11 protein-coding genes are annotated in these 11,938 nt (G+C 58.7%); 5 read left to right on the top strand and 6 right to left on the bottom strand.

The window, feature by feature from the left end:
* Nucleotides 1-372: 372 nt before the first annotated feature.
* Nucleotides 373-2,715 (bottom strand): VIT domain-containing protein, encoded by a 2,343-nt coding sequence (locus tag P8Z34_15255; protein MEJ2552031.1) that lies wholly within the window; start codon nucleotides 2,713-2,715, stop codon nucleotides 373-375.
* A gap of 193 nt (nucleotides 2,716-2,908) precedes the next feature.
* On the opposite strand from P8Z34_15255, the gene prfA reads away from it, so the two are divergent.
* From prfA to P8Z34_15240, 3 genes are read left to right on the top strand one after another with little or no spacing between them, the layout of a single operon-like run.
* Nucleotides 2,909-3,976, top strand: coding sequence for a peptide chain release factor 1 (prfA, locus tag P8Z34_15250; protein MEJ2552030.1), 1,068 nt, complete (start codon nucleotides 2,909-2,911; stop codon nucleotides 3,974-3,976).
* On the top strand, nucleotides 3,973-4,827 hold the full coding sequence (gene prmC, locus P8Z34_15245; protein ID MEJ2552029.1) for a peptide chain release factor N(5)-glutamine methyltransferase: 855 nt from the start codon (nucleotides 3,973-3,975) through the stop codon (nucleotides 4,825-4,827). The genes prfA and prmC overlap by 4 nt, the downstream gene beginning before the upstream one ends.
* The gene (locus P8Z34_15240) at nucleotides 4,824-5,447 is read left to right on the top strand and encodes an L-threonylcarbamoyladenylate synthase (protein MEJ2552028.1); all 624 of its coding nucleotides are present in this window, start codon (nucleotides 4,824-4,826) and stop codon (nucleotides 5,445-5,447) included. Before prmC ends, P8Z34_15240 begins: the two co-directional genes overlap by 4 nt.
* A gap of 135 nt (nucleotides 5,448-5,582) precedes the next feature.
* On the opposite strand, the gene P8Z34_15235 is transcribed toward P8Z34_15240, so the two are convergent.
* From P8Z34_15235 to P8Z34_15215, 5 genes are all read right to left on the bottom strand, one after another.
* The gene (locus tag P8Z34_15235) at nucleotides 5,583-6,425 is read right to left on the bottom strand and encodes an alpha/beta hydrolase-fold protein (protein ID MEJ2552027.1); all 843 of its coding nucleotides are present in this window, start codon (nucleotides 6,423-6,425) and stop codon (nucleotides 5,583-5,585) included.
* Between the two features lie 181 nt (nucleotides 6,426-6,606).
* Nucleotides 6,607-7,410, bottom strand: a complete 804-nt coding sequence (locus P8Z34_15230; protein MEJ2552026.1) for a phosphate ABC transporter ATP-binding protein — start codon at nucleotides 7,408-7,410, stop codon at nucleotides 6,607-6,609.
* Complete coding sequence (gene pstA, locus P8Z34_15225) at nucleotides 7,407-8,300, bottom strand: phosphate ABC transporter permease PstA (GenBank protein MEJ2552025.1); 894 nt, start codon at nucleotides 8,298-8,300, stop codon at nucleotides 7,407-7,409. Before pstA ends, P8Z34_15230 begins: the two co-directional genes overlap by 4 nt.
* A 17-nt stretch (nucleotides 8,301-8,317) precedes the next feature.
* The gene (gene pstC, locus P8Z34_15220) at nucleotides 8,318-9,211 is read right to left on the bottom strand and encodes a phosphate ABC transporter permease subunit PstC (GenBank protein MEJ2552024.1); all 894 of its coding nucleotides are present in this window, start codon (nucleotides 9,209-9,211) and stop codon (nucleotides 8,318-8,320) included.
* A 7-nt stretch (nucleotides 9,212-9,218) separates the two neighbouring features.
* Nucleotides 9,219-10,121 carry a phosphate ABC transporter substrate-binding protein gene (locus tag P8Z34_15215; protein ID MEJ2552023.1) on the bottom strand — a complete coding sequence of 301 codons (903 nt, stop codon included), beginning with the start codon at nucleotides 10,119-10,121 and terminating at the stop codon, nucleotides 9,219-9,221.
* Nucleotides 10,122-10,236: 115 nt separating this feature from the next.
* Here P8Z34_15215 and pstB point away from each other — a divergent pair, with 115 nt between their 5' ends.
* Together pstB and phoU are read left to right on the top strand one after the other, a co-directional pair.
* Nucleotides 10,237-11,001 carry a phosphate ABC transporter ATP-binding protein PstB gene (gene pstB / locus P8Z34_15210; protein MEJ2552022.1) on the top strand — a complete coding sequence of 255 codons (765 nt, stop codon included), beginning with the start codon at nucleotides 10,237-10,239 and terminating at the stop codon, nucleotides 10,999-11,001.
* Nucleotides 11,002-11,026: 25 nt separating this feature from the next.
* A complete protein-coding gene (gene phoU, locus P8Z34_15205) occupies nucleotides 11,027-11,692 on the top strand; it encodes a phosphate signaling complex protein PhoU (protein MEJ2552021.1) in 666 nt (221 codons plus the stop codon).
* Nucleotides 11,693-11,938 lie beyond the last annotated feature (246 nt).

Here is an 11,938-nt window from a genome sequence, read left to right as displayed (position 1 = left end):
GGGTTGCCCCTACATTATCGTTACCCGAGGTAACACATCGTTTCAAAACGATGACCACAAAACGATACGTCGATGGGGTAAAAAAGATGGATTGGCTTCCTTTCCCTAAACGTCTGTGACAACGCAACTACTGGGAACACGTCATCCGTAATGAAGGCACGCTGGAAAGCGTACGTCGCCAGATCATTCAGTATCCAATGCGCTGGGATTTGGATCGTTATAACAACAATGCTTAAGGACCGCATCCGCTTACAAAAGAACTCTGGCTAAACACTTTAAGCCTCCATCTGCCGATTCGAAAAGTAGGGGCGGGTTTCAAACCCGCCCCTACGAAGTTCGAGATACTCTGTTCCTGTGGTGACGACTGGTTTATCACTTATTGCGCCGTTTCTTTTCCACCCATGGCAGCAGCGCGATTCCGAGCACCAGCGGTGCGCCGGGACAGGGCAGGGTGATGTCGTGGCTGCGGCTGTCCGGTTCTTCTTCCGCTCCGGATGCCGACGAGTCCTCCGCGTTCGCGGTTTCATCCGTCCGATCGGCCGGGATGTCGACTTCGTCGCCCTGCGAATCTTCCGGCACGACTTCGTACGCGACTCCGTCCGTGATGGCGATCACCCGATCGCCGAGTGCAAATCCGGCGGCCAGATCGCTGCGTGCAGCCGCCAGGGCGAAGTAATCTTCGGACAGGAAGGGGACCTGGATCGTGTCCATGCTTTCGGGATCGAAGGCCGTGTCCATCCAGACTCCATCGATGAGCCGGTAGGTCCGTGATCCGGCGATGCGCACGACGTCGCCGGCTTCTTCGTCCGGCGCCAGCGGGACGTCGGCGTCCTTGTACTCCCCTTCGGCTGCGGCGCGTTCGAAGGCGCCCTCTCCGGAAACTGCCGCCGGTTCGCTTTCCATCTCTTCGAGCGCATTGGTGGCGATGTCCTCCTGGGCTTCTGCGCCCAGCATCTGCGGCTCAGTGACCAGGTAAGACGTGTAAGGCGTGACGATGCCGTAGCGGATGCTGAGCTGCACGATTTGATCGACGATCTCCTCGTTGGGTCCCTGCAGGCGTACCTGATTCAGCAGGGCGCCGATCTTGCGCGTGGCCCACAGTCGGGGCAGAAAATCCGGACCACCCGAAGAGCGGAACGTGTGATCTTCGTAGACGTAAGTCACCTCACGACCTTCCACGCTGCCGTGCAGCTCGATCGAACCGCCGCCGGAATGCTTGTAGCGGCCGACGAGCACCAGTTGGCTTCCGGCAAACAAGTCGGGCAGCGGGTCGGGGTACAGATCGTTGACGATCACATCGCCGAAATCGAGCGCAATGTCGGTCAGTACTGGCGTGCTGACTTTGGCGTAGAAAGCCGAGACTGTCTCGTCTATCGCCTGGTCCGGTGTGACGTAGGTCGTCGCGCCGTGCATGTTGCCGGAAAGCGTATCGAGCAGGAACGTGTCGACGTCGTAGCCCACGCCGAAAGCAAACAGGCGCACGTTGTCGGGAGCTTCCTTGCGTATGTTGGCGACGATGTCTTCGCTGTCGGTGACGCCCTCCGTCGGCAATCCGTCCGTCAGGAAAAGGATGATCGTGGAACGATTGCGCTCCACCTGCGCCAACGCTTCCAGCAGGGCGAGGTTGATGTCGGTCGAACCCGCCGCGGAGAGTGAATAGACCCATTCCTTCGCCTGCTCCGCTTCTTCCGCGGGGCGCAGGTTATCAGCATAAGCGCGCGTCCCCGAGCTGAAGGCGATAATGTTGAAACGGTCGTCGTCATGCAGATGATCGAGGATGTAGACCAGCGCTTCCTGGGCCTGGATGAATTTCTCTCCATCCATGCTGCCGGAGCGATCGAGCACCACGAATACGTCCTTGGGGATGCGCTGATTCTGGTTTACTTCCACGCTGGGTGCAGCCAGCAGCAGGAAAAATCCGTCGCCCTCTTCGGGGTCTCGATAGGTGATCAGGTTGAGGCCGATGTCCTCGTCGGCGACGGAATAGTAGAGATCGAAATCCTCGTCCGGTTTGACGTCGTTTTCCTCATAGGACACGTCGAAGCGGTAATCGTTGTCCCGGTTCACGTCGATCGTGTGGGTGGGCGAGTAAATCGCGCGTACGGGATGCGGACTTTTCACGTCCACCGATACGCGCACGTCTTCGAGTGGCTGCGTTGAGAATTTCTCCGTGTTGAGGGGATAGCGATAGTGAACCAGGCCGTTCTCGACCTGCAGCACCTCGGTGTACTCGAGTTCGATGCGCCGTTCCTGACCCGGTTCGATGGGGAAGATCGAGGCCTGTACGGCACCCCCTTCCAGATACTCGAGCAGGGCGGGATCCCGGAGCGTGCGCACGATGTCCTCGTAGATGTCCCGCGCTTCGTCGCGTTCGAGCACTTCACCCTTCACCGCCTCGCCGTCGATCCACAGTGTGAACTCGGTCACCGAGGCGCCGGGCGGAATGGGGAAGACGTAGGTGCCTTCCACCGTCCAGTCGTTGTCGTTGCGAAAAACCTGATCGACGTGGGTGATGGCGACCTGGTTTTCGATGCTGACATCGACGTGGTGATATTTAATGGCGAGCTGCGAAACGGGAAACGGTTCACGGCAGGGACCCGGATCGCAGATCGGCGGTTCGGGAATGATGATGCCGTCGGCGCGTGCGGGAAATACAACGACCGTGGCCATCGAAACGGTAAGCAGTACGAGGAAAATGGGCTTCCACCGATGCATGCTGCACCTCCAGAATGAGCTTGAGACCTGTGTAACATAGACGTAAGCATTGCGCCAGGAGTTCCCCTTCGTGTTCCACTACTTGTGTGCGCCGGTTTCCCGGCTCATGGGGTAAGGCCTGGATTGTGTCCGCATGGTATAATCGAAACACATCTCCCACAGAATCCGTGGGAGTTTATTGTGTGGAGTCGAAATGCTGGATAAATTGGCGGGCGTCGAAGAGCGCCTGCAGGCCCTGGACGAGGAATTGGCGCATGCCGGTGACGATCACCAGCTCGTCGCCGAATTGGCGCGCGAACGGGCGGAGCTGGAGCCCGTCGTTAGCGCCTACCGCGAATATCTGGCTTTGAGCGACGAACTCGAGCAGGCGATCAGCCTGCGCGACAGCGACGACCCGGAGATGCGTGATCTCGCACAGGAAGAAGTCGAAAGGCTCGAATCGAAGCGGGACGCCCTCGAATCCGAGTTGAAATCCATGTTGATCCCTCGCGATCCGAGGGACCAGCGCAACGTGATCATGGAAATCCGCGCCGGAACCGGCGGAGACGAGGCAACGCTTTTCGCAGCCGATCTCTACCGCATGTACGCCCGCTACGCCGAAGGCCGCGGCTGGCAGGTGGAAATCATGTCCTCCAACGAGACCGGCGTCGGCGGTTTCCGGGAGATCATCTTCATGGTCAAGGGGCGCGGGGCGTTCTCGCGCCTGAAGCACGAATCCGGCGTGCACCGCGTTCAACGCGTGCCCACCACCGAGTCGCAGGGACGCATCCACACTTCGACGGCCACCGTCGCCGTGTTGGCGGAAGCCGATGAGGTCGAAATCAAGATCCCGGAGAAAGACATCAAGATGGACGTCTACCGCTCGGCGGGCGCGGGAGGGCAGAGCGTGCAGAAGAACTCCACCGCCGTGCGCCTGACGCATCTTCCCACCGGCATGGTCGTGCAGTGCCAGGACGAACGCTCCCAGCTGCAGAATCGCATGCGGGCCATGAGCATCCTGCGGGCGCGCCTGTATGAAATCGCGCTCGAGAAACAGCAGAAGAAGGAAGAGGCCACGCGCCGTGCACAGGTGGGGACGGGAGAACGCTCGGAAAAAATCCGCACCTATAACTTCCCCCAGTCTCGCGTGACCGATCACCGCATCAATCTATCTTCGTATAACCTCCCCGCGGTACTTGACGGCGACCTCGACGAGTTCATCGACGAATTGACCACGCAGGAAGAGGCCGAGCGCTTGCAAGCCATAGAAGACGAATCGTGAAATACCCCGCTACCGTACGCTCGGCGCTCGACGTGAGCCGCAGCGCTTTAGGACATCGCAGCGAAACCCCGAACCTGGACGGCCAACTGCTTCTCGGCCAGATCCTGGATCGTTCCCGATCCTGGCTAATGGCGCACCCGGAAAGCAAACTCGAAGAAGAACACGGGCTTGAATTCCTTAACTTGCTGGATCGCTGCGTGCAGGGAGAGGCGCTGCCCCACGTGCTGGGTTGGTGGGAATTCTACGGCAGACGCTTCCGGCTCGACGGCTCCGTGTTGATCCCTCGGCCCGAAACGGAACTCATGGTAGACGCGGCACTCGAATACCATCGGGAGACTTCCCATCCGCTGACCGTCGTGGATGTGGGCACCGGATCGGGGTGTGTGGCAATAACGCTGGCTTGCGAGATTCAAGATTTGCGAGTCTACGCTACCGACGTATCTTTGGATGCGCTGCGCGTCGCGCGGAAAAATGTGCGCCTGCATGGGGTCGACCGGTTCGTACGCCTCATCTGTGCGGATTTGGCTTCGCCACTTGTACGCACGGGAGGTTTCGATCTGCTGTGTGCCAACCTTCCCTACATTCCGGAAGATGAGTTGGGCGATTTGCACGTTGCGCAGCGCGAACCGCGGATCGCGCTCGACGGCGGTGAGGACGGACTGGCCGTCGTACGCCGTCTGGTGGATGCACTGCCCTCGATCATGTCCCCGCAAGGGCGTGCACTCTTCGAGATCGGGACGGGGCAGGCGCAATCCATTCAGCAGTATGTTTCGCACGCCCTGCCGCAGCATCGTGTGCAGATCCGATCAGATTACGCCGGCCGGCCTCGTTTGGTGATCGTGGATCGATGAGAAGAAAGACGCAGGTCCTTCCCGAGGGTGATTCGCAAGCCATCGCCCGTGCGCTGGAAATTCTTCAGGGTGGCGGCTTGGTGGCCTTTCCCACGGACACGGTGTATGGACTGGGCGCCCGCGTGCACGACGCCGGGGCGATCCAACGGATCTTCCGCGTCAAAGGTCGTGTGCATACGAAAGCGATTCCCGTCCTGCTGGCGGGTGCGGACGAGATTTCGAAGGTCGCACTCAGCCTGCCCTCGAATGCGGAACAGCTCGCGAGCCGTTTCTGGCCGGGACCTTTGACGATCGTCGTCTGGCGCAAGCCCGATTTGCCCGAAGAACTCAGCGTGGACAAGACGGTCGGCCTCCGGGTTCCGGACCACCGTCTTGCGCTGCAACTGCTTACCGTCGCCGGACCGCTGGCAGTGACTTCGGCGAACCGTTCCGGCGACCCGAGCCCTTGTACGGCGGAAGACGTTTTCACGGCGCTGGAGGGACGCATCGAGCTGATTTTGGATGGCGGAAAAACACCCGGTGGAGAGCCTTCTACGGTTGTGGATTGCACGCGCGCCGTGCCCCAGATTCTGCGGCCGGGGCCGATCAGCGAGGAAGAAATTCTCCGCGTTTTGCGCTAAAACGAAATCCCATTTAAATCCCCATTACTGAATTCCGCGAGACTCCGATCTGCTGCCTGCACCGTCTGCTTCGACTCCTACGTCAAATTGAAGACCGGCATCTGTGTTATGTGGCGTAGGGGATACTCGCGGCAATCAGTTTCCTGTCGGCCAGGTCCCGACGTACCATTTGAGATAGCTTTCGAGGTGTTGGGACCAGTAGTTGCTGTCGTGAAAACCGGTGTTCACGAAGGTCAGCGGATCCATCCCGAGGTCCTCCAGCCAGGAAATCAGCAGTTGTGTGGATTCCAGAAGCGGATCGTGATCGCCGATGTCGATCCACAGGTGCAACTGGACGTCCGCTGGGATTTGATCGACCCGGCGCGTGATGTATTCGCGGCTTGAAACGTTGGCCGGGCTGTGCATCCCGATGGCGTGGAACAGATTCGGGTTTTGCAGGCCGATCCGCAGCGCCAGTCCTCCACCCCGGGAGAGCCCACCGATCGAGCGGAAATCAGGATCGAGGATCGTGCGGTATTGTTCGTCGATGAAGGGGACGAGGACGTCGGCGAGTGCGGTTTCGAGATCGATGCCCGTGGCGTGGAAGGGCATGACGATGATGAACGGCGGCGCGCTGCCATCCGATATGAGCAGGTCGGCGGTTTCGTCGATTCCCAGCGTATCCCACTCTGAATCGTCCTTCGCCAGACCGTGCAGCATGTAGAGACTCGGATACGTCCTTCCGCTACCTTCATCGTAGCAAGCAGGAAGGTAGATACGGAAGGGGAATGGGCGGGGCAAACTGGAATCGACGACCTGGCTGCGGATCACCTCGCCCGGCTGCTGCGTGCAGGGATGTGGGGTTGGGCTGCCCGTGGCCGTCGCCGTCGGCGCAGCCACATTTGGGCTGATCGTGGGAGATGGGCGAGTGGGGCTGGACATCGTACTCGGGTTTGTGGCGTCTACTGTTGCCGGCCGGCAAGCCGTTAGGCTCAGCATACCGGCGAACATGCACAACAGGACCCAAAAAATGACCCCGCCGTCCGACGGATGAACCGCGGTACAGCGGGGGCGCCTGTTGCAATGAGTGTATTTCGAATACTGCCTTACGTCAAGAGTCATAGTTCATATTTTAATCGTTGTGGAAGTCTGTGCAGGTGTGGGAAGCGCTTCCGGTGCTTTAGCCGAAACGACCTTCGATGTAGTCTTCTGTCCTTTGATCCTTGGGGTTGGTAAAGAGCAGCTTGCCTTCGGCGTATTCGATCAGCCGTCCGTCCAACATGAACGCGGCGTAATCGGCCACGCGCGCCGCTTGCTGGACGGAATGCGGTACAAGGACGATGGTGTAGTCTTCCTTCAAGGTGTGCAGGGAACTCTCGACCTTTCCGGTCGAGATCGGATCCAGGCCCGAGGTAGGTTCATCGAGCAGGATCACCTCCGGTTTGAGTACCAGGGCGCGGGCGATGCAGAGCCGCTGCTGCTGTCCGCCGGACAGCCTCACGGCAGGTTCGTCGAGGCGGTCTTCCACTTCCTGCCACAACGCAGCCGCTTTGAGGCTTTCCTCGACCGCCTGGTTCAGGCGTTCCGAATCGCGAACGCCGGCGAGTTCCAAAGCGTAGGTGAGATTCTGGCGAATGCTCATGGGCAGGACGACGGGACGGGCAAACACCATGCCGATGTTCCTGCGCAGCGCAATGACGTCGCGATCTTTGGCAAGCACATCCCGGCCGTCGAGGTAAAGGTGTCCGGAAAGTTCGACGACGTCCGCCAGGTCGTTGAGGCGGTTGATGGTGCGCAGGAGGGTCGATTTACCGCCGCCGGCGGGTCCAAAAAGGACCGTGATGGCGTTTTCCGGGATGGCGAGGTTGATCTGGCGCAGCGACTCGGTGCCGTCCGAGTAGCGCACGGTCAGATTCTCGATCAGGATCTTGGGTCTCGGTTCGGTCCCATCGTTTTCCAGAGTCGGGGTTTGTTTCGCACTCACCATTGCCGCCTCGCTCTGGCCCGTGAGCGGATGACCGTCGCCACGCTGTTCATTGCAAGAACAAATGTGAGCAGGACGACCGCCGTGCCGTATTGAATTTTCACCGGCATTCCCGGAACCTGGGTGGAAATCACGAAGAGGTGGTAGGGCAGTGCCATCGTGGCGTCGAAGATCGACGACGGCAATCTGGGTAGAAAGAAGGCAGCGACGGTGAACAAAATGGGCGCCGTTTCCCCCGCCGCTCGTTCGAGCCCCAGAATCACCCCGGTGAGAATGCCGGGCAGCGCTTGCGGCAGCACCACGCGCCGGATGGTCTGCCAGCGGGTGCCCCCGACGGAGATGCTCACCACACGGAAGCTGTTCGGGACGGCGCGCAGCGCTTCTTCCGACGTGCTGATAATCACCGGTATGGTCATGATGGCCAGGGTGAGCGATCCGGCGAGGATGCTCGTGCCGAAATGGAGAAAGAGGACGAAAAGACCCAGCCCGAACAGGCCGTACACCACGGAGGGAATGCCAGCCAGGTTGATGATGGCGATGCGGATGGTGCGCGTCCAGCGGTTATCCGGCGCATATTCGGAGAGGTAGATGGCGGCGCCGACTCCCAGGGGCACGGCGATCACGCCGGTGCCGATCGTCAGCCAAAACGTACCCACGATCGCAGGGAAAATGCCTCCCGCCCGCATGCCGTCCTTCGGCATGGCGGTGAGAAATTCGAGCGAGATCGCGGGCAGCCCGCGGCTGTAGATGTAAACGACGATCAGGATGATGGGCGTGACGGTGATGATGGCGGCGAGGATCAGGCCGGTATAGCCCAGGCGTTGAATCAGGTTGCGCCGTTTGGTGTTGCGCGGCTTGGCCTTGGAAGGTGTGCTGGCGGAATCGGTCATGGTCGTCGCATCGTCTTCTAAGACAAAATCCTCTCGGCACGTTTCTGCTGGCGGAAAACGATTCTCGCTGCGACCAGGTTGATCAGCAGCGATATCACGAAGAGTACGATGCCGATGAAGAACAAAGTGTGGTAGTGGACACTGCCATTGGCGACCTCACCCATCTCGGCTGCGATGGTGGCCGTCATCGTGCGCACGGGCCGAAAGAGCGAGCCGAGTCCCGTGGGCATCACGGGGGCGTTGCCGGTAACCATCATCACGGTCATCGTCTCGCCGATGGCGCGTCCGACACCGAGCATCACGGCCGTGAGCACACCGGAGCGGGCTGCGGGAAGGGTCACGCGCCAGATCGTCTGCCACTTCGTGGCGCCCATGGCCAGGGCTGCGTCGCGGTAGGTGCGCGGCACGGAATCCAGCGAGTCTTCGGCGACGCTGACGATGGTGGGAATGGCCATTCCAGCGAGAAGCAGCGCACCGGTGAAGGCGGTCAGTCCCGTGGGAACGTTGAGAATCTGGCGCACTGCCGGTGCGATCACCAGGATGCCCAGAAATCCGAGCATCACCGAAGGCAGGCCGGCGAGCAACTCGACCAGGGGTTTGAGAAACTCACGCACCCAGCGGGGTGCGATCTCGGCGATGAAGATCGCACAACAGACTCCCAGGGGCACGGCGATCAGCGTGGCGCCGATGGTGACGATGATCGAACCGCTGATGAGCGGCAGAATTCCAAAATAACCTTCGATGGGATACCAGCGCGTGCTGAACAAGTCTTTGAGGGGGACTTCGACGATTGTTGCCGAACCTTCTCGCAGGAGGAAGATGAAAATCATGACCACGAAGATGATCGCCGAATACCCTGAAATCTTGATCATGCGGGTGATGAGGAATTCTTTCCAGCTGCGAGATTGCATCATGACCTCATTGTGCGATTGGGACGAAGCCCAGTTCCTTGACGATGGCTTGCGCCTCGGCAGAGCGGATCCAATCCAGGTATTCCAGGATCGCACCACTGGGTTGCCCAGCGGTGTACATGTATAGATCTCGTGCGATTGGGTATTCCTGATTGTTGACGCTCTCGGCCGATGGCAAAACGTACGGTCCATCGGGACCGGCTGAAACGGCGATGACCTTCAAGTCGTCCGTGACGTATCCCAGGCCGTCGTAGCCGATGGCGTTCGGATTCTGGCGGATCTCGGCGCTGATCCCTTCGGATGACGGCATCAGCAGCGTATCGGGCGAGAAGAGCGTCCTGTCGTTTTTGTCGCCCTTGCGCAGGACCTGTTCCAAAAAGTAAACGTGGGTGCCGGAGTTGGTCTCCCGCGATAGGCGCACGATGGGCCGGTCTTCACCACCCACTTCGAGCCAGTTGTTGATCTTGCCGCTGTAGATGTCGGAAAGCTGGTCGATGCTCAGCCGGTCGACAGGATTTTCCAGATTGACGATGATGGCAATCGCATCACGGGCGATGACGAATTCGACGGGGTCGATGCCGTTCGCTTCAGCGTTTGCTACTTCTTCGGGTTTGATTTTCCGCGAGGCGTTGGCGATGTCGACCGTGCCGTTGATGAGCGAGGCGATTCCCGTGCCCGATCCTCCGCCTGTGACAGATATGCGCGCTTCCGGACGGATTTTCTGGTACGCCTCCGCCCATGCCAGAGCGAGGTTGACGATTGTGTCTGAACCTTTGTTTTCAATCGTGTCCGAGGAGCTGGAAACCACTCTGCTGCTCTTAGCAGGTCTTGCACATGAGGGGATGAGCAAAAGAAGAACAAGAAAAAGGAATACTACGTACGGCTTCGTTATGTGCGGCCCGTTAATCATCCGCATGATTATAGTGTGTCCTTCACGAAGTTGGAAGGGACGATCATCATCTTAATACCCTTAAGAATTAAACCCGGCATCGGAGACTTAGTGTACAATGCTATGAATGACTGAGATGCAAACGAACAGAAAATATTCCGTCCATGATGTTGACTTTTACTACGGTGAATTCAAAGCCTTGAGTCAAATCTCCATGGAGATCCTCGAGCGTGAGGTGACGGCACTGATCGGACCCTCCGGTTGTGGTAAATCGACGTTTCTGCGCTGCCTGAATCGGATGAACGATACGATCGCCAACACGAGGATCGAGGGGACGATTCTGTTGGACGGGGAAGACATCTATGAAGAAGATATGGATGTTGTCGATCTCCGCCAGCGCGTCGGCATGGTCTTCCAGAAACCGAATCCCTTCCCGCAGTCCATATTCGACAACGTGGCGTTCGGCCCGCGGGTTTTGGGACTGACCACTTCGCGCGCCGAACTGGAAGAGATCGTGGAGACTTCGCTGAAACGCGCCGCGATTTGGGAGGTGGTCGAAGATGATTTGTATGAAAGCGCCCTCGACCTTTCGTTGGGGGAACAGCAGCGTCTTTGCATCGCACGCGTGATCGCCGTCGAACCGGAGGTCATCTTGATGGACGAACCAACGTCGGCGCTCGATCCCATCGCGACGCTGGAGATCGAGAATCTGGTGCGCCAGCTCAAAGAACGCTACACCATCGTGATCGTGACGCACAACATGCAGCAGGCCGCGCGGGTTTCGGAGAAAACGGGATTGTTCTGGTTGGGTGAATTGGTGGAATTCGATGAGACACCGAAGATCTTCACTCGGCCACAGGAAGAGCGCACAGAGGCCTACGTGACGGGCCGCGTTGGGTAGTTCGGATTGGTGAGGGAGGCGTAACATGCCGCAAGGTTTGCGTGCTACATACGATCGTGCATTTCTACACGTTCAAGAGGACATCCTGCGCCTGGGTAAGCTGGTGGATGAGGCGATTACGAGGGCGTTGGAAAGCCTTCAAAAACGCGATCAAGTTCTCGCCCAGCAGGTGATCGAGGATGACGAGAACGTCAACGCCTTGCGCTACCAAATCGAAGAATCATGCCTGGCGCTGATTGCCACGCAGCAGCCTGCCGCTTCTGATCTGCGCGCGGTGATGGCGACGATGAGCATCGTCGTCGATCTGGAGCGTATGGCAGATCATGCCTCGGGAATCGCCAAAACCGTGATTTTGATGGGCGACGAACCGCTGCTGAAACCGTTGATCGACGTGCCGCGCATGGCCAAGCTGGCGAAAGAAATGCTGGCGGCGATCCTGGACGCCTACGTGAAGCGGGACGCGAAACTCGCGCGGGAAATCGCCGATCGCGATGATGAGATGGACCGACTCTACCGGGCCGTGTTCGATGAATTGGTCGAGATCATGGCCGATAAGCCGGGCAGCGTCGAGCGTGCGACGTTCCTGATGTGGTGCGCCCACAACCTCGAACGCATCGGAGACCGTGTGACCAACATCGCCGAGCGGGTAGTTTTCATCACCACCGGGGATATAAAGGAGTTAAATCTCTAAAAGCAGATTTTTCCCGGACGAATCCTTAGGGAGAAACTATATGTTTGGCAAGTGAATATGACTAGAGGGGTATTTCCACCAGTATGAATCAAAAAAAGCTTCGGCTGATTGCCAGGGATTCGAAAGAGATGGTTTCATAACTTACTTGAATGTGCCTTCGGAGAGCAAAAGAGACGTATAAAGATAATCCCCAGGTTTTTCACTGAACAGAGTTGTTTGTATTTGATTTTCGCAATGTTGTAACAA

It is taken from the genome of Anaerolineales bacterium, from assembly GCA_037382465.1.
Taxonomy (GTDB): Bacteria; Chloroflexota; Anaerolineae; order Anaerolineales; family E44-bin32; genus WVZH01.
This window is presented reverse-complemented; position numbering and strand designations above follow the sequence as displayed.